Raw genomic sequence first — 16,881 nt, forward strand, 5'->3', positions numbered from 1 at the left:
CCCGCCGCCCCGCTCGGGCCGACCTGGTCCCCGACCGGCGCGTTGACCGCAGATCTGCCACGGATCGGCCGATGGGTTCCTTACCGTCGTAGGCAGGAAGTTCGGACCGAAGGACAGCACCATGTGGGACACCGTTCAAGAGCAGTGGGGACAGGGCTCCGACGAGCACCTCTCGCACGACCGGCCGTGCGTGCGCTGCGGTCACGCGATGCACACCTTCCTGGCGTGCGACGCCTCGTGCGGCTGCGAGCCCGCCGCCGTGCCGACCGCCGTGCCGGTCAGCGCCGCGGTCTGAGCGCAGCCACCCGACGCAGCACCGGGTGGTCGTGGTCGTCGCCCTCGACGGCCCCGGTCGACCACCACATCCGCAGGTCGTCGCCGTCGAGCACCAGCTCCGCGACGAGGTTGTCCAGCCACGGCCCCTGCGTCACCTTCCAGTGCAGCGGAGAGGCTGGGACCCAGCGGCCCAGCAGGCGCCCGGTCGGGCGTGCCGTCCCGCGGCTGGCCAGGCGCACCGCCCCACGCATCACCCGCGGCAGCTCGTTGCGGATCGGCGAGCAGACCGCCTGCAGGATCCGGGTCCTCCCGGCTCGGTCCCTCGTGGCCTCCTCGGCCGGCCAGGCCTCCGCCACGTAGGAGTGGTGGACGTCGCCGGAGAGGAAGACCACCGAGCTCGGCGCCCTCCCCCGGCCGCCGGTCGCCACGTCGACCACCATCTCGCCCACGCGGCGGAACCCGTCCTGGAAGGCCGCCCAGTGCTCGGTGTCGGCCGCGCGTCGCACCCACTCCCCGACCTCGTGCCCGGGGCGCCCCAGGGCTCCCTCGGCCAACGCCTCGACCACGGCCTCGACGTGGTGCAGGCCCGGGCTGAGGAGGTAGGGAAGGGAGGTCCCGACGAGCAGGTGCTCGACGTCGCCTCGCAGCTGCGCGTCGAGCCAGGCCATCTCCTCGTCGTCGATCATCGAGCGGTGCTCGGGCTCCAGCACCCGTGCGGCCCGCGAGTCGACCACCACGAGCCGCGCCTGCGGCCCGAGCTCCCGCGCGAACGACCACCGGTAGGTCGCCGGGTCGTCGTCCGCGCGCTCGGCGAAGGCGTCCAGGGCCGCCCCGATGTCGGGCTCGCCGGGGCCGTCGTGGTCCAGCACGAGCCGCCAGAGCGGGTCCTGCTCGCGCTCGGCAGGTGAGAGGTTGCCCAGGTGCTGGTAGACCCAGTACGACGCCAGCGCACCCACGATCCGGTCGTGCCACCACTCCTTGCGCGCCATGTCGGTGCGCCACCGGGCCGAGGTGTTCCAGTCGTCGCGGACGTCGTGGTCGTCGAAGATCATCGCGCTCTGCACCGTCGAGAGCAGCCAACGGTTGGCCGGCTCGCTCCAGGCGATGCGGTAGAGCTCGGCGTACTCCTGGTAGTCCTGCAGCTCCCACCACGGCGGCTGCTCGGGGTCGCGCCGCGCCGCGATGAAGGAGCGGATCTCCTCGCTGGTCTCGTCGGCGTAGACCTGGTCGCCCAGGAACAGCAGCAGGTCCGGCAGGCGGCGCCGGTCCCTGGGGGCGGCAGAGGCGTCGAGCGCCCAGGAGCGCAGCGCGTCGACGCCGTACGCCGCATGGTGCTCCGCGTCGTGCGGGACGCTGACCCGGCACGACCCGAACGCCAGGTGGACGGGCCGGTCGTGGTCGAGCGTCCGGACGACCGGTGCCGGGTGCGGCGACCCCGGCTCGGGCCAGACGGGGTCGTCGTCGAGGCTCAGCGTGTAGGGCAGCGACGTGCCGGGCGCCAGCCCGTCGAGGGCGACCAGGGCGTAGTGGTGGCCGTGGACGGCGAAGGTGCCGGTGCTCCAGCGGCGACCGCCCGCCTCGACGGTCACCCGGCAGGCGGAGTCGACCTCGACCCACAGGGTCGCGGAGGTCTCGTCGCAGTGGCGCAGCAGCGGCCCGAGGACCAGGGCGGGCACGACGACCTCAGGCCCCCAGCGAGCCGTCGACGTCGAGCAGCACCTTCACCGCGCGCCGCTCGTCCATCGCCCGGTAGCCCTCGGCCACCTCGTCCAGCGGCAGGGTGAGGTCGAAGACCCGGCCCGGCTCGATGGCGCCGGTCAGCGTCAGCTCGAGCAGGTGCGGGAGGTACTCGCGCACCGGCGCCATCCCGCCGGCCAGCCCGACGTTCTTCTGGAACATCCGGCGCACCGGGAGCTCCACGCCGTGGGGCACGCCCACGAAGCCCACCGTCGCGCCGGGGCGGGCGACCGCGAACGCGGTTCCCATGGCCTGGTCGGTGCCGACGCACTCGAGGACCGCGTCCGCGCCGACGCCCCCGGTGATCTCCTTGACCGCCGCCGCGGCCGCACGGCCCCGCTCGGCCACCACGTGCGTGGCGCCGAACGCGCGGCCGATCTCCTGGCGCGGCTCGTGCCGCGACATCAGCACGACCTTCTCCGAGCCCATCTGGGCCGCGGCGAGCACGCCGCACAGCCCGACGGCGCCGTCGCCGACGACCACGGTGGTCCCGCCCTGCTTCACCCCGGCGGCCACGGCGGCGTGCCAGCCGGTGGGCATCACGTCGGAGAGCGCCACGAGGTGCGGCACGAGCGCCGCGTCGGGACCGGAGGCACCCACGTCGGGGACCTTCACCAGGCTGCCGTCGGCGTGGCCCACGCGGGCGTACTGGCCCTGCCCCGAGCTGGTCATCGACAGCTCGACGCAGGCCGACTGCATGCCGGCCCGGCAGTGCGCGCAGGTGTTGTCGCAGTGGTCGAAGGGGACGACCACGAAGTCGCCGGGACGCACGTCGCTGACCTCCGGGCCGACCTCCTCGACGACGCCGATGCACTCGTGCCCGATGGTGTCGCCGGGCGTGATGTCGTTCTCCCCGCGGTAGGGCCACAGGTCCGAGCCGCAGATGCAGGCACTGGTGACCTTCACGATGGCGTCGGTCGGCTTCTCGATGGTCGGGTCGGGGACCTCGGAGAGACGGATGTCGCGCGGAGCGTGGATCGTGGTGGCTCGCATGAGCCGAGCATCGCACCTCCGGCGGCGCCCGTCGTTCACCCCCGGCGCCACCTCCCGCGTCACCCCTTGTGCACCCGACCCCACCCTGCGCGGCGATGTCGCGTTATCTCACATGTGAGTTACCGTCGCTGCCATGACGGAGGGGTACAAGGGACGCATCGGCCTGCTGATCCGGGACGCACGCAAGCACCGCGGGCTGACCCAGAGCCAGCTCGCCGACCTGCTCAGCACCAGCCAGAGCGCGATCAACCGCATCGAGAAGGGCCAGCAGAACCTCTCGCTGGAGATGCTCGCCCGCATCGGCGCGGCGCTGGACTCCGAGATCGTGGCGCTCGGGGCGGGTCCCACGCACCTGCGCATCACCGGCCCCACCACGCTCTCGGGCAGCATCGAGGTCAAGACCTCCAAGAACGCCGGCGTCGCGCTGCTGTGCGCCTCGCTGCTCAACCGCGGCCGCACCACGCTGCGCAAGGTCGCGCGCATCGAGGAGGTCAACCGGCTCCTGGAGGTGCTCGGCAGCCTCGGGGTCCAGACCCGCTGGCTCGGCGACGAGGGCGACCTCGAGATCATCCCGCCCAAGGAGCTGCGCCTGGACGCCATCGACGAGGAGGCGGCCCGCCGCACCCGCTCGGTGATCATGTTCCTGGGCCCGCTGCTGCACCGCGCCGACACCTTCGACCTGCCCTACGCCGGTGGCTGCAACCTCGGCACGCGCACCGTCGAGCCGCACATGTCGGCGCTGCGCCCCTTCGGGCTCGACGTCAAGGCCACCGACGGCAGCTACCACGCCAACGTCGACCGCTCGGTCTCGCCGAGCCGCGCGATCGTGCTGACCGAGCGCGGCGACACGGTCACCGAGAACGCCCTGATGGCCGCCGCGCTGCACCCGGGCACCACGGTGATCCGCAACGCCTCGTCCAACTACATGGTCCAGGACCTCTGCTTCTACCTCCAGCGCCTCGGCGTCGAGGTCGAGGGCGTCGGCACCACCACCCTGACCGTCACCGGCCGCGAGAGCATCGACGTCGACGTCGACTACGCCCCGGCCGAGGACCCGATCGAGGCGATGTCGCTGCTCGCGGCGGCCATCGTCACGCGCTCGGAGATCACCATCACCCGCGTGCCGATCGAGTTCCTCGAGATCGAGCTGGCGCTGCTGGAGGAGATGGGCTTCGTCTACGACCGCACCGAGGAGTACGTCGCCGCCAACGGTCACACCCGTCTGGTCGACATCACGACGTACCCCTCGGACCTGCACGCGCCGCTGGACAAGATCCACCCGATGCCGTTCCCGGGCCTCAACATCGACAACCTGCCGTTCTTCGCGGTGATCGCGGCCGTCGCCACCGGGCAGACGCTGCTGCACGACTGGGTCTACGAGAACCGCGCGATCTACCTCACCGAGCTCACCAAGCTCGGGGCGCAGGTCAAGCTGCTCGACCCGCACCGGGTGATGATCGAGGGCCCGACGCACTTCTCCGGCACCGAGATCGTCTGCCCGCCCGCTCTGCGGCCGGCGGTGGTCATCCTGCTGGCGATGCTCGCCTCGAAGGGCACCTCGGTGCTGCGCTCGACCTACGTCATCGCCCGCGGCTACGAGGACCTCGCCGAGCGCCTCAACGAGCTGGGTGCGCAGATCGAGCCCTTCCGCGACATCTGACCTGCCAGACTGCCCAGGTGACGTCACCGGTGACGGGCCATGCCTACCTAGACGTGCGCCCGTCCGGGCGTCGCAGCGGCGCCGCGGGATCGCGCCGGGTGATCGCGTTCGCTCACCGTGGCGGCGCCTACCACCCCGAGATCGAGGGCCTGGAGAACACGCTCGTGGCGTTCGAGCACGCCGTCGACCTCGGCTACCGCTACCTCGAGACCGACGTACACCTCACGGCCGACGGGGTGCTGCTGGCCTTCCACGACCGGGTGCTGGACCGGGTCACCGACAGCGCCGGCGAGGTCGCCGCGCTGACCCACGCCGAGGTGCGCCGTGCCCGGGTGGGCGGACGTGAGTCGGTGCCGACCCTCGTGGAGCTGCTCGATGCCTTCCCCGACGCCCGGTTCAACATCGACCTGAAGTCCGAGGGGGCCGTGGACGCGCTCGCCGCACTCGTCGCCGAGCGCGGCGACTGGGAGCGTGTCCTGGTCGGGTCGTTCTCCGCCTCCCGGCTTCGCCGCTTCCGCCGGATCACCGACGGTCGCGTGCCGACCTCGGCCCACCCGCTGGAGGCGGCCGCGTTCGCGCTGCTGCCCGGGCGCCTGGCCGACCGGGTCACCGGGGGTCGTGTCGCGGCCCTGCAGGTGCCGCACCGGCGTACGCTGCGGCTCGCCGGGCTCAGCGTCACCGTCCCGGTCGTGACCACCGGCTTCGTGCGCCGCGCGCACGCCGCCGGAAAGCACGTGCACGTGTGGACCATCGACGATCCCGAGGAGATGCGGGAGCTGCTCGCCAAGGGCGTCGACGGGCTGTTCACCGACCGCACCGACCTGTTGCGCGAGGTGCTGGAGGAGCAGGGACTCTGGGAGGGGACCACATGACCATCGCACCCACGACCACGCGCGAGCGGCGCCGCGAGCACCGCGCGTGGTACGTCTACGACTGGGCCAACAGCGCCTTCTCGACCACGGTCGCCGGCGTCCTCTTCGGGCCCTACCTCATCGCGATCGCCGAGGAGGCAGCGGTCGACGACCGCATCTCGGTCCTCGGGATCTCGGTGGCCCCGGGCGCGCTCCCCTCGTTCACGATCACCGCCTCCACCCTGCTCTCGGCGGTGCTGCTGCCGCTGCTGGGCGCCGTGGCCGACCGCACCTCCCACAAGCGGCAGCTGCTCGGCGGCTTCGCGTGGGCCGGGGCGCTGGCCGCCGCCCTGCTGTTCTTCATGAAGGACGACAACTGGGAGCTCGGCGTCGTCGCCTTCCTGGTGGCCAACCTCTGCTTCGGCGCCGCGGCCGTGGTCAACGACTCGATCCTGTGCCTGATCGCCGACCCCGACGAGCGCGACGGGGTCTCCTCGCGCGGATGGGCCACCGGGTATGCCGGCGGCGGGCTGCTGCTGGCGCTGAACTTCGTCGTCGTGAGCATGCACGACACCTTCGGGCTCTCCGAGGGCATGGCCGTGCGGCTCTCGCTGCTCTCCGCCGCGATCTGGTGGGGCCTGTTCACCTTCGTGCCCTACCTCGGCATCAAGGACCGTCCGCCGCTGGCGGTGGAGCCGGCCGAGGGCGGGCTGCTGCAGCGCAGCTTCGGACAGCTCTGGCACACCCTGCGCGACCTGCGGAGCTACCCCGTGGCGCTCACGTTCCTGGTGGCCTACCTCTTCTTCAACGACGGCATCCAGACCGTCATCGCCTCGGCCTCGGTCTACGGCGTCGAGGAGCTGGGCTTCGAGACCGGCACCGTCCTGGCGACCTACCTGCTCGTCCAGGCGTGCCGTTCCTCGCGATGGGCGCGGCGATCGGCGTGGTGCTGGGCGGCACCCAGGCCCTGGCCCGGTCGTACTTCTCGCTCCTCATCCCCACGGGCAAGGAGGCGGAGTACTTCAGCTTCTACCACGCCATGGAGCGGGGCACCTCGTGGCTGGGGACGCTGGTGTTCGGCATCGTCTACACCGTCACCGACTCCTACCGGCCGGCGCTGTTCGCGCTGATCGCGTTCTTCGTCATCGGTGGTGCGATCCTGACCCGCGTCGACACGGCCAAGGGCATCCAGCAGGCTCAGCAGGCGTCGGTCCCGGCCGGTTCCTGAGAGGAGCCCGAGAATCCGGGGCTCGACCACCCTCCTCGGCGATTGTCGGAATCATCGCGGGGTCGCTACCGTTGAAAACTTGAGATGGTGCGGCACGGCACCGTCTTCGGTAGAGACTGGAGGGCTCAGATGGCAGAGCGCACACTACGGGGCGCGCGACTCGGAGGCCAGAGCTTCGAGGACGAGCGCGGCATCGAGTTCGCCGCGCGGCAGCAGGTGGGTTACCGCTGCAAGCAGGACCACGAGTTCGAGATCACCATGTCCGTCGAGGCCGAGGTCCCGGCGGTGTGGGAGTGCCCGCGCTGTGGCGCGGAGGCGCTGAGCGTCAGCGGCATCAAGCCCGAGGTGAAGGCCGAGAAGCCGGCCCGCACCCACTGGGACATGCTGCTCGAGCGCCGCTCCGAGAAGGAGCTCGAGGAGATCCTCAAGGAGCGGCTGGAGCTGCTGCGCGGCGGCGAGATCGGCCCCGCGCACCTGCACCGCGCGAACCGCAAGAAGGGCAAGGCCTCGGCCTGATCTTCCGACCCGTCCTCACTCGGGCGGGTCCACCACGTCGCCCCGGACCACCGGTCCGGGGCGTTCGTCGTCCCCGGGGCCACGTGGGCCACCGGGACCGGGGCTCCGCGGGGCAGCGGGGCCACCAGGTCCGCCGGGACCACCGGGTCCGGGGAACACGACCAACCGTGAGGCGACCGCCCGGGCCAGCAGCCCGCGGAAGGCGGGGCGCGTCACCGGGAGCACCAGCAGCGCCCCGAAGGCGTCGGTGACGAAGCCCGGGGTGAGCAGCAGGGTGCCGCCGATGAGCACCAGCGCACCGTCGGCGAGCTCGCGGTGCGGCATCCGCGCCTGGGCGAGGGCCTCGCGCAGCGCCCGCCAGGCGCGGCCGCCCTCGCGGCGCACGATGATCGCGCCGAGGACGCTGTCGAGGACCAGCAGCAGGATGGTCCACCCGGCACCGATCACCTGGCCGACCTGGATGACCAGGTAGAGCTCCAGGAGCGGCAGGCCGATGAAGGCCAGGCCGAGCAGCCAGACCACTCCCCCACGACGTCGCCGACCGCTCTGCGGGCTCATCTGCTCCCCTCCTCCTGGGCACTCCTGCGCGACCACAGCCGCCGCACCTGCTCGCGGCGCTCGCGCAGCCCCCACGCCGTGATCCGGCGCAGCGACTCCACCGCCACCTTGCCACTCATCTTCGAATCACCGCGCACCCGCTCCACGAACTCGATCGGGACCTCGCGGACCGTGAGTCCCGCCCGCAGCGCACGCACGACCATGTCGGTCTGGAACACGTAGCCGGTGGAGCGCACGCTCTCCAGCTCCAGCTTCTCCAGCGCGTCACGGCGGAAGAGCCGGAAGCCGGCGGTGGCGTCCTTGACCGAGATGCCCAGCAGCACGCGGACGTAGAGGTTGCCGCCGCGCGAGAGCGTCTCGCGGCGTCGCGGCCAGTTCACCACCGTGCCGCCCGGCACCCAGCGGGACCCGATCACCAGGTCCGCGGCGGGGCCGCCGTCGGTCCCCTCGATCGCGTCGAGGAGCCGGTGCAGCTGCTCGGGCTGGTGCGAGCCGTCGGCGTCCATCTCGCCGATCACGTCGTAGCCGGCCTCGAGCGCGTGGGCGAAGCCGTGCCGGTACGCCGCGCCGAGACCGCCCTTGTTGACCCGGTGCAGCACGTGCACCTGAGGATCGGCTGCCGCCAGGTCGTCGGCGATCCGGCCGGTGCCGTCCGGGGAGTTGTCGTCCACGACGAGCACGTCCACGTCGGGCCGGGCGGTGCGCAGGCGCTGGAGGATCCACGCGATGTTGTCGGCCTCCTGGTAGGTCGGGACGACCATGATCACGCGCATTGGGCGGACTGTACGGGAGTCAGGAGGCCGCATCGGCGTACTCCGGAGCAACCGTGCGCGAACGCCGGGTGACCGCGCCGGAGGCGATGAGGACGAGCAGCAGGCCGAGCAGGGTCAGAGCCACGACGCCGCGGGTCACCCAGGGCGTGAGGTGGATGCCGGGCGAGACCCCGGGCAGCAGCTCGACCTCGGCGAGCATCGTGGCGGTGGTGCGCCGGTCGACGGTCTCCACGACCCGCCCATCGGGCGCGATGATCCCCGAGCGACCGTTGGTGGAGGCGACCACGAGCCACTTGCCGGCCTCGATCGCGCGCAGCCGGGTGATCGCGAACTGCTGGTCCACCTGGTCGGTGAAGATGAAGGTCGCGTTGCTGGTCTGCACGGTGAGCAGCTCGGCACCCTCACGGACCTGGGCGTGGAGGCCGTCGTCGTAGGCGACATCGAAGCAGATCGCGTCGGCCAGCAGGATCTCGCCGATCCGGAGCGGTTCGGTGCGGTCCCCCGCGCGCATGTCCCGCTTGATGCGCGCGAGCTCGCCGAAGTTGAAGTCGACGTAGTCCCGGAACGGGATGTACTCGCCGTAGGGCACCGGGTGCCACTTGGTGTAGCGCTCCCCCGGGCCGGTGACCGGGTCCCACACGATGCCCTGGTTGAGCACGTGCTCGGGTCCGTCGTCGACGATCGCCCCGACCAGCACGGGCACCCCGACCGCCTCGACCGCGCGCTCGATGCCCTGGTTGGTCTCGGCGTCCAGGAAGGGGTCGACGGCCGTGGAGTTCTCCGGCCAGACCACCAGGTCGGGCCGGGGCTGCTCGCCCGCGGCCACCGCGTCGGCCAGGCGGACGGTCTCCTCGACGTGGTTGCGGGTGACCTGGCGGTGGTCGAAGAGCACGTCGTTGCCGGGGCCCGGCACGTCGCCCTGCACCGCGGCGACGGTCGCGGTGCCGCTCGGGTCGCCGGCGTCGTACGGCGCCAGGCCGGCGAGCGTCGCGCCGGCCACGAGCCCGAGGAGGACCGCGGTGTCGGCGCGCCAGCTGCGGGCACGCGTCAGCACCAGGTGGGCCACGCAGGCCGAGGCCAGGGCCAGCAGGAAGGACACGCCGACCATGCCCACCCACGGCAGCAGCGGGGCGACCGGGGTGTCGACGACCGCGAAGGCCAGTCGACCCCACGGCATCCCGCTGAAGGGCCAGCCGCTGCGGACCACCTCGGCGGTCGTCCAGGCCGCGGCGCCCCACACCGGCCACCACCGAACGGTCGGGGCATGACGGGTGAGCGCGGCGACCGCCGCTCCCGCGAGCCCGTAGAAGAACGTCTCCAGCGCCGAGAGCCCGATCCAGGCGGGCACGGCGACGGCGCGCATCCACCAGATGTGGGTGAGGTAGAAGGCCGCACCGAAGGCGAGCCCGAGCGCCAGTCCGCGTCGTGCCCGCACGCCGTGCACGACGGCGAAGAAGCCGGCGACGGCCACCGGCAGCAGCACCGGCCAGGCGACCGGCTCGAAGGCGAGCGAGAGCACGAGGCCCGAGACGACGGCGAGGGCCAGGCGGAGCACGTGCTCACGCTACCGGCCGGGCCCTGAGCCAGCGGAGCCCCGGCACCCGTGCAGAGCGGCGAGAGGGCCCGGCGACACCTTCGGTCCAGCCTGATGTCCGACGGGCGGCCGGGGCAGGCTGTTGTCTAGGGGGACCCAGGCCCTCTCGCGTCCGCCCTCGCAGGACGAACCGACCTCCGCGAACAACCTCGGACAGGTGGCTGGCACCCCCACCCTCCGAAGCGGCCACTCGGACGCCGGTCCGTCTCCCGCGATCTGCACGAGCGGACGGCTCACCCTTATGCGTCGCGGATCACATGTCAACCGCCTCCTGACCTGCGACGACGCCTAAGACCGCAGGTCAGCGCAGCCCGATCGAGAACAGGATCCAGCGACGTTCAGGCAGAAATGACTGCACCGCCCCGGCGTGTCGCGCGCGACACGCCGAGGAGCCTGCATGCCAGGGCCACGTAGTGGTCAGCGAGGTCCGCCAGCGACAGCGGCCCGGCCTGGTCGAACCACCGTGCCACCCCGCTGCACATCTCCAGCAGGGCCCGGCGAGCCAGAGCCGGGTGCTCGAGGTCCAGGACGCCCGCCGCCTGCCCGTCGGCCAGCACCCGCTGCCACACCTGCTCGTACCGGTCGCGCAGCGCCACCACCACCTCGCGCGCCGGCGGCGACAGCGCCTCGACCTCGTGGTCGCCGACCCGCGTCTCCAGCGGCCGGGCGGCGTGGGCGGTGACGTGCATCCGCACCAGCGCGCCCAGCTGCCCGACGGGGTCGTCGCTGCCGGCGACGGCGGCCTCGGCGTCGCCGACCAGCCGCTCCAGGCTGCTGGTCATCAGCGCGACCAGCAGGTCCTCCTTGGTGCCCATGTAGTGGTAGAGCGAGGCCGAGGAGACGCCGGCACGCTCGGCGAGCTGGCGGATGCCGGTGCCGTGGAAGCCGCGCTCGGCGAAGAGCTCGAGTGCGGCCTGGCGGACTCGCTCGCCGGTGGGGGTCATGGGCCTATGCTATCGATCGATCGATCGACACGCGGTGAGCCGATGCGACCCACAGTGACCCGCCTTCCGACCACCCGTCCTACCGCCAGGAGCCCCCGTGACCCGCCCGCCCCTCCACGCGAGCGTGGACTACTCCTTCGACGGCGTCGTCGCCGAGATCCGGCTCTCGCGCCCGGAGCGGCTCAACGCGGTCGACATCGGCCTGACCAGGGGCTTGGTGGCGGCCCTGACCCACGCCGGTGAGGACGGGGCACGCGCGGTCGTGCTGTCTGGCGCCGGACGTGCCTTCTGCGCCGGCCACGACCTCAAGGAGGAGCCGGCGGTCGAGACGGTGCTTCAGACGCGGGCTCGGCTGGAGGAGATCCAGGAGGTGACCCGCCTGGTCCGGCGCCTGCCCGCCCCGGTGGTCGCCGCGGTGCACGGGTACGCGTTGGGCGCGGGTGCTGAGTTCGCGCTGTGCTGCGACGTCGTCGTGGCCGCCGAGGACGCGGTGTTCGGGTTCCCCGAGGTCTCGGTCGGGCTCTCGGTCACCGGCGGCATCTCCCGGCTGCTGCCCGCCCTGGTCGGCTGGGCGCGCGCCAAGGAGCTGCTGCTGCTCGGTGAGCGGGTCAGCGGTCCGGACGCGGCCGCCATGGGCCTGGTCGCCCGCTGCGTCCCGACCGGCGAGCACGAGTCGACGGCGCTCGACCTCGCGCGCCGGATGGCCGAGCGCCCGGCCCTCTCGCTGTCGCTGGCCAAGCAGGTGCTCGACGCCGGCCTCGACTCCACCGTGGACGGCGCGATGGCCCGCGAGGTCGAGCACGCGCTGCTCACCTCGCTCTCGGGCGAGAACGACGCCCCGCGGGAGGGGTTCAACCGTGGCTGACGGCACCACCCTCGTCGACCTCCTCGACCGGGCCGCCGCGGACCACCCGCAGCGACCGGCCTGGACCTTCGACCTGCCCGGTGACCGGCACCGGCTCACCTACGCCGACGTGGCGGAGCGGTCCCGTCGGCTGGCCGCGGCCCTCTCGGCCCGCGGCGTCGCAGCCGGCGACCGGGTCGGCGTGATGCTGGGCAACACTCCCGAGATGCCGCTCACCTGGCTGGCGCTGATGCGGCTCGGTGCCGCGATGGTGCCCCTCAACCCCCGCTACCGGCGCGACGACGTGGCCCACCTGCTCACCGACGCCGCGGTCCGCCTCGTGGTGGCCCGGTCCGAGCACCACGAGCTGCTGACGGCGTACGCGACCGTCGTGGGGCCCGACGAGCTCGCGCGCCACGGGGCCGAGGACCTGCCGACGCCCGTGCTGACCCCGGGGACCGTGGTGAACGTGCAGTACACCTCCGGCACGACCGGGCGGCCCAAGGGCTGCCTCCTCGACCACGCCTACTGGACGACCCTGGGCGGGTCGATGCTCACCGAGCACCCGCACCTGACCTCCGACGACGTGCTGCTCACCGCTCAGCCCTTCCACTACGTCGACCCGCAGTGGAACGTCGTGGCCTCGCTGATGGCCGGCGCTCACCTGGTCGTGCTCGACGGCTTCCACCCCTCGACGTTCTGGTCGAAGGTGCGCGAGCACCAGGTGACCTACTTCTACTGCCTGGCCTCGATGCCGGTGCTGCTGCTGAAGATGCCCGCCGACCCCGCCGACCGCGACCACCGGGTGCGCGCCGTCCAGTGCTCGGCGATCCCCCCTGCCCTGCACGCCGCGCTCGAGGAGCGGTGGGGCGTGCCGTGGACCGAGGCCTTCGGCATGACCGAGACCGGCGCCGACATCCGGGTCGGCTTCGAGGAGCACGGCGAGCTGGTCGGCTCCGGCTCGTTGGGTCGGCCGGCGGCACACCGCGAGGCGCGCATCGACGAGGCGGGCCAGCTGTGGCTGCGCGGCCCGGGCATGATGCAGGGCTACCTCGGCCACCCCTCCCCCTACGACGAGGACGGGTGGTTCCCCACCGGCGACCTGGCCCGCACCGACGACGCCGGTCGGCTCTACCTCGCCGGTCGGCTCAAGGACATGATCCGGCGCTCCGGGGAGAACGTCGCCGCCGTCGAGGTCGAGGAGGTCCTGCTGGCGCACCCCGCCGTGCACCTGGCGGCCGTCATCGGGGTGCCGGACGAGGTGCGCGGCGAGGAGGTGGCGGCGTACGTCGTGGCGCCGGAGGCGAGCGCCGAGGAGCTCTCCTCGTGGTGCGCGGAGCGGCTCGCGGGCTTCAAGGTGCCCTCGATCTGGCGGTTCCGCGACGAGCTGCCGCTCACCGCCTCGCTGCGGGTGGAGAAGGCGGCCCTGCGCGCGGAGACCCAGGGTGCTCGCTGACCTCCTCCTCACCCACGCCCGGGTCCGCACCCTCGAGGGCCCGGGACGCGCCGACGTGGCCCGCTCCCTGGCGATCTGGCGCGACCGGGTCGTGGCCGTCGACGAGGACGTGCCGGCCGCACGGACCGTCGACCTCGGCGGTGCCGTGGTGGTGCCCGGCTTCCACGACGCGCACAACCACATGGCGTGGTTCGGGTTGTCGTTGGCCGAGGTCGACCTGCGGGTGCCCACGCTCGAGGCGTTGTACGACGCCGTCGCCGCCCGCGCCGCCACCCTGGGGCCCGAGGACTGGGTCGTGGGGGCCGGGTACGACGAGAACAAGCTCGGCGCCCACCCCGACCGCGACGCCCTCGACCGGGCCGCCGGCGGGCGTCGCGTGTGGCTCAAGCACACCAGCGGCCACATGTGCACGGTCAACGGGCCTCTGCTGGCCGACCTCGGCCTGGCCGAGGCGCCCGTCGACGTGCCGGGCGGCCTGGTCGTCGTGGACGACGACGGTCGGCCGACCGGGCTGCTGCAGGAGCAGGCCCAGCAGCTGCTCAACGCCCTGGTCCTCCCCTACCCGGTCAGCCAGCTGGTCGACGCGATCGAGCGTGCCGGCCGGGTCTACCTCTCCCAGGGGCTGACCTCGGTCGTGGAGGCGGGCGTCGGCGGCGGGTGGATCGGCAAGAGCCCGGTCGAGGTCGCGGCCTACCAGGCCGCCCGGGACGCCGACCGCCTCCCGCTGCGCGTGGAGCTGATGGTCGCCGCGGACGCGCTCCACCCGCTTGGCGGGCACGCCGCCGACGACCTGGGCGTCGGGCTGGACCTCGGCATCCGGACCGGTCTGGGCGACGACAGGCTCCGGATCGGTCCGACCAAGGTCTTCAGCGACGGGTCGCTGATCGGGCACACCTGCGCCCTGAGCGAGGAGTTCGCCGACACCCCCGGGGAGCGCGGCTACCTCCAGGACACCGCGGACGCCCTGCGCGCCCGCATCCTCGACGCCCATCGCTCCGGCTGGCGGGTCGCGACCCACGCCATCGGAGACGCCGCCATCGACCTGGTGCTCGACGCCTACGAGGAGGCCCAACGGCGCTGGCCGAGGCCCGACGTGCGGCACCGCATCGAGCACTTCGGGGTGTCCCGGCCCGACCAGGTGGCTCGGTGCGCACGGCTCGGCGTCGTGCCGGTGCCGCAGGGACGGTTCGTCGGCGAGATCGGCGACGGCATGCTGCGCGCGCTCGGGCCGCAGCGGGCCGGGTGGGCCTACCGGTACCGGTCGCTGCTGGACGCCGGGGTCGTCGTCCCGGGGTCCTCGGACCGGCCCGTGGTCGACGGCCACCCGCTCCTGGGGATGCACGACATGGTCAACCGACGCACCGACTCCGGTGCCGAGTGCGGACCGGACGAGGCCGTCTCCGGGCTCGAGGCGCTGACGACGTACACGCTCGGGTCGGCGTACGCCTCCCACGCCGAGCGCGACCGCGGCACCATCGCCGTCGGCAAGCTGGCCGACCTGGCGGTGCTCGACGAGGACCCGGCCACCTGCGACCCGACCAGGATCCGTGACATCGAGGTGCTCAGGACCTACCTGGGCGGGCAGGAGGTCTGGCGTGCTGACGACTGAGGTGGACACCGCGCAGCTCGCGGTGGTGCGCGCGATCTACGAGGACGCCTTCCCTGCGGACCTGCGCGCCGACTTCGACTCGCTCCTCGACGACCGCCTGGTCGTGCGGGTCGCCGAGGGCGGGGCGCCCGAGGGGCTCGCGGTCCTGCGAGCGCTGGGCGGCACCGGCTGGGTCTTCCTGCGGTACTACGCGGTGGGCGTGCGGGGCGGCGGTGTCGGGACCGCGATGCTGGGCGAGCTGGCGGCCCTGCTGGCCGGCGAGGGCTGCTCGCTGCTCGTCTGGGACGTCGAGGACCCCGACGAGCCGGGCCTGGCCGCGCACGAGGTCGAGGAGCACCGGCGCCGCATCGCGTTCTACGAGCGTGCCGGCGGCCTGCTGCTGCCGGTACGCGACTACGCGCCGCCCCACGGCGACGACCTCGATGACCACGCCCCGCATCTCCGGCTGATGTGCCTGCCACTCGGCGGCGCGCAGGCACCTGCCGTCCGCGACGTGCTGCTGGCCGCGATGACGATGCGCTACGACCTGGCGCCCGACCACCCGGCGGTCCTCCGGGCGCTGGACTCGCTCGGCTGAGCTGCTGACGGCTCAGCCGGTGGTGGTGCCGGTGGTGGTGCCGGTGATCGAGCCGGCGAGGTCGGCCGGGTCCCGGGGACGGGAGTGCCGGGCGAGCAGCTGCTTGGCCTCCTCGACGCCCTCGTCGAGGTCCCACAGCAGCACCCCGCGCACCGCCTCGTCGTCGAGGTAGTAGGCCACGGCCCCCTCCCCCACGGTCTCCACGAAGGTCTCGAGCGACGCGTCCAGGGTCCCCACGGCCTGGTAGCCGAGGCCGAGCACGTCGGAGTAGAACATCGGGGTGTGGTCGTAGGTCTCGTCCGACCCGGCCATGATCCGCCCGGCGACCGTGCCCATCGTGGTGGCGTTGTCGACGTGCTCGACGCGGGTGCGGCCCAGGATCGGGTCGGGGTACGACGCGACGTCGCCGGCGGCGTACACGTCGGCGGCGCTGGTCCGCAGGTGCTCGTCGACGACGACCCCGCCGTCCTCGGCGCGCTCGACCGACTCGGGGAGGAAGTGACCGGCCGGCTCGACGCCCAGGCCGACGACCACCACGTCGGCCTCGAGCTGCTCGCCGGACTCCAGGTCGAGGCGTACGCCGGCGGCGTGCTCGCGCCCGCCGGCGACCTTCGCCCCGCCCCGCACCTCGACGCCGGCGTCGGTGAAGAGGCGCTCGAAGCGGGCGGCGAGCTCGGCGGGCAACATCTGCCCGCCCAGGACCTCGCCGGGGTGCAGCAGCGTGACCCGGCAGCCCTCGCCGACCATGGCGGCGGCGATCTCGGTCCCGATGTAGCCGCCGCCCACGACCGCGACGTGGGGTCGGGTGTCGGCCAGTACCCGCAGCCGGTGGTAGTCGGTGAGCGAGCGATAGTAGAGGACCCGGTCGCCGCCGGGGAGGTCGGTGAGGGTGCGCGGTCGGCCGCCGGTGGCGACCAGCACGCGGCCGTAGCCGATCGTCTCGCCACCCTGGGTGGTCACCTCGTGCGCCTCGGGGTCGACGGAGACGACCCTGGTCCGCGGGTGGAGCGTCGCGCCGGTCTCGCCGACCGTGTCGAGGGCGGTGTTCTCCACGGTGAAGTCGGGGTCGGTCCACAGCTTCTTGGACAGCGCGGGGCGCGGGAAGGGGGCCGTGGGCTCCTCGCCCAGGATGCCGATGCTGGCGTCCTCGTCCTGCTCGCGGATGCCGTGGGCGGCGGCGTCGGCCGCCATCCCGCCTCCGATGATCAGGTGGTCGTAGTGCGTCATGATGGGTTCCTCGGTGATCGCCGGGCCAGGTGGTCGGG

The 16,881-nt window shown here is 73.0% G+C and carries 16 protein-coding genes and 1 pseudogene; 10 read left to right on the forward strand and 7 right to left on the reverse strand.

All coding sequences use genetic code 11. The features are described from left to right. Positions 1–121: 121 nt before the first annotated feature. Positions 122–295, forward strand: a complete 174-nt coding sequence (locus A6R01_RS02115) for a hypothetical protein (RefSeq protein ID WP_292603079.1) — start codon at positions 122–124, stop codon at positions 293–295. On the opposite strand, the gene A6R01_RS02120 is transcribed toward A6R01_RS02115, so the two are convergent. Together A6R01_RS02120 and A6R01_RS02125 are read right to left on the reverse strand one after the other, a co-directional pair. Continuing rightward, entirely contained in the window at positions 279–1,952 is a 1,674-nt protein-coding gene (locus A6R01_RS02120; protein ID WP_292603082.1) for an alkaline phosphatase D family protein, read from the reverse strand. The genes A6R01_RS02115 and A6R01_RS02120 overlap by 17 nt on opposite strands. 7 nt (positions 1,953–1,959) lie before the next feature. Further along, entirely contained in the window at positions 1,960–3,006 is a 1,047-nt protein-coding gene (locus A6R01_RS02125) for a zinc-dependent alcohol dehydrogenase family protein (protein ID WP_292603084.1), read from the reverse strand. Between the two features lie 133 nt (positions 3,007–3,139). Here A6R01_RS02125 and A6R01_RS02130 point away from each other — a divergent pair, with 133 nt between their 5' ends. The 5 genes and pseudogenes from A6R01_RS02130 (at position 3,140) to A6R01_RS02150 (ending at position 7,261) form a co-directional block, all read left to right on the forward strand. Next, positions 3,140–4,666, forward strand: coding sequence for a UDP-N-acetylglucosamine 1-carboxyvinyltransferase (locus A6R01_RS02130; RefSeq protein ID WP_292603085.1), 1,527 nt, complete (start codon positions 3,140–3,142; stop codon positions 4,664–4,666). A 98-nt stretch (positions 4,667–4,764) separates the two neighbouring features. Beyond that, positions 4,765–5,538 carry a glycerophosphodiester phosphodiesterase gene (locus A6R01_RS02135; RefSeq protein WP_292603087.1) on the forward strand — a complete coding sequence of 258 codons (774 nt, stop codon included), beginning with the start codon at positions 4,765–4,767 and terminating at the stop codon, positions 5,536–5,538. After that, positions 5,535–6,367: pseudogene (locus tag A6R01_RS02140) on the forward strand (MFS transporter); the annotation flags it as partial. The gene A6R01_RS02135 and the pseudogene A6R01_RS02140, both read left to right, overlap by 4 nt. 75 nt (positions 6,368–6,442) lie before the next feature. Next, positions 6,443–6,745, forward strand: coding sequence for an MFS transporter (locus A6R01_RS02145; protein ID WP_292603089.1), 303 nt, complete (start codon positions 6,443–6,445; stop codon positions 6,743–6,745). Between the two features lie 129 nt (positions 6,746–6,874). Further along, complete coding sequence (locus A6R01_RS02150; protein WP_179531062.1) at positions 6,875–7,261, forward strand: RNA polymerase-binding protein RbpA; 387 nt, start codon at positions 6,875–6,877, stop codon at positions 7,259–7,261. A gap of 15 nt (positions 7,262–7,276) precedes the next feature. On the opposite strand, the gene A6R01_RS02155 is transcribed toward A6R01_RS02150, so the two are convergent. The 4 genes from A6R01_RS02155 to A6R01_RS02170 all read right to left on the reverse strand — a co-directional run bounded on the left by A6R01_RS02155 (position 7,277) and on the right by A6R01_RS02170 (position 11,130). Then, positions 7,277–7,819, reverse strand: a complete 543-nt coding sequence (locus A6R01_RS02155; RefSeq protein ID WP_292603091.1) for an FxsA family protein — start codon at positions 7,817–7,819, stop codon at positions 7,277–7,279. Beyond that, positions 7,816–8,592, reverse strand: a complete 777-nt coding sequence (locus A6R01_RS02160; RefSeq protein WP_292603093.1) for a polyprenol monophosphomannose synthase — start codon at positions 8,590–8,592, stop codon at positions 7,816–7,818. The genes A6R01_RS02155 and A6R01_RS02160 overlap by 4 nt, the downstream gene beginning before the upstream one ends. 19 nt (positions 8,593–8,611) lie before the next feature. Further along, positions 8,612–10,147 (reverse strand): apolipoprotein N-acyltransferase, encoded by a 1,536-nt coding sequence (lnt, locus tag A6R01_RS02165; RefSeq protein ID WP_292603095.1) that lies wholly within the window; start codon positions 10,145–10,147, stop codon positions 8,612–8,614. Between the two features lie 377 nt (positions 10,148–10,524). Then, positions 10,525–11,130: a TetR/AcrR family transcriptional regulator gene (locus A6R01_RS02170; protein ID WP_292603097.1), complete on the reverse strand. Its 606-nt coding sequence runs from the start codon at positions 11,128–11,130 to the stop codon at positions 10,525–10,527. Positions 11,131–11,227: 97 nt separating this feature from the next. Between A6R01_RS02170 and A6R01_RS02175 the strand changes: the two genes are divergently transcribed. From A6R01_RS02175 to A6R01_RS02190, 4 genes are read left to right on the forward strand one after another with little or no spacing between them, the layout of a single operon-like run. After that, positions 11,228–11,995 carry an enoyl-CoA hydratase/isomerase family protein gene (locus tag A6R01_RS02175; protein ID WP_292603099.1) on the forward strand — a complete coding sequence of 256 codons (768 nt, stop codon included), beginning with the start codon at positions 11,228–11,230 and terminating at the stop codon, positions 11,993–11,995. Beyond that, positions 11,988–13,430 carry an AMP-binding protein gene (locus A6R01_RS02180; protein ID WP_292603101.1) on the forward strand — a complete coding sequence of 481 codons (1,443 nt, stop codon included), beginning with the start codon at positions 11,988–11,990 and terminating at the stop codon, positions 13,428–13,430. The genes A6R01_RS02175 and A6R01_RS02180 overlap by 8 nt, the downstream gene beginning before the upstream one ends. Beyond that, positions 13,420–15,039: an amidohydrolase gene (locus A6R01_RS02185; protein ID WP_292603103.1), complete on the forward strand. Its 1,620-nt coding sequence runs from the start codon at positions 13,420–13,422 to the stop codon at positions 15,037–15,039. The genes A6R01_RS02180 and A6R01_RS02185 overlap by 11 nt, the downstream gene beginning before the upstream one ends. Then, positions 15,026–15,616 (forward strand): GNAT family N-acetyltransferase, encoded by a 591-nt coding sequence (locus tag A6R01_RS02190; protein ID WP_292603105.1) that lies wholly within the window; start codon positions 15,026–15,028, stop codon positions 15,614–15,616. Before A6R01_RS02185 ends, A6R01_RS02190 begins: the two co-directional genes overlap by 14 nt. A gap of 12 nt (positions 15,617–15,628) precedes the next feature. On the opposite strand, the gene A6R01_RS02195 is transcribed toward A6R01_RS02190, so the two are convergent. Then, on the reverse strand, positions 15,629–16,843 hold the full coding sequence (locus A6R01_RS02195; protein WP_292603107.1) for an FAD/NAD(P)-binding oxidoreductase: 1,215 nt from the start codon (positions 16,841–16,843) through the stop codon (positions 15,629–15,631). Between the last annotated feature and the right edge of the window lie 38 nt (positions 16,844–16,881).

The sequence above is a fragment of the Nocardioides sp. REDSEA-S30_B4 genome (assembly GCF_001627265.1).
Classification (GTDB): domain Bacteria; phylum Actinomycetota; class Actinomycetes; order Propionibacteriales; family Nocardioidaceae; genus Nocardioides.

Coding starts and splice junctions, on each gene's coding strand:
- A6R01_RS02170 (WP_292603097.1), bottom strand. CDS start 11,130: ATGACCCCCACCGGCGAGCGAGTCCGCCAGGCCGCACTCGAGCTCTTC.
- A6R01_RS02115 (WP_292603079.1), top strand. CDS start 122: ATGTGGGACACCGTTCAAGAGCAGTGGGGACAGGGCTCCGACGAGCAC.
- A6R01_RS02145 (WP_292603089.1), top strand. CDS start 6,443: ATGGGCGCGGCGATCGGCGTGGTGCTGGGCGGCACCCAGGCCCTGGCC.
- A6R01_RS02160 (WP_292603093.1), bottom strand. CDS start 8,592: ATGCGCGTGATCATGGTCGTCCCGACCTACCAGGAGGCCGACAACATC.
- A6R01_RS02150 (WP_179531062.1), top strand. CDS start 6,875: ATGGCAGAGCGCACACTACGGGGCGCGCGACTCGGAGGCCAGAGCTTC.
- A6R01_RS02155 (WP_292603091.1), bottom strand. CDS start 7,819: ATGAGCCCGCAGAGCGGTCGGCGACGTCGTGGGGGAGTGGTCTGGCTG.
- A6R01_RS02195 (WP_292603107.1), bottom strand. CDS start 16,843: ATGACGCACTACGACCACCTGATCATCGGAGGCGGGATGGCGGCCGAC.
- A6R01_RS02125 (WP_292603084.1), bottom strand. CDS start 3,006: ATGCGAGCCACCACGATCCACGCTCCGCGCGACATCCGTCTCTCCGAG.
- A6R01_RS02130 (WP_292603085.1), top strand. CDS start 3,140: ATGACGGAGGGGTACAAGGGACGCATCGGCCTGCTGATCCGGGACGCA.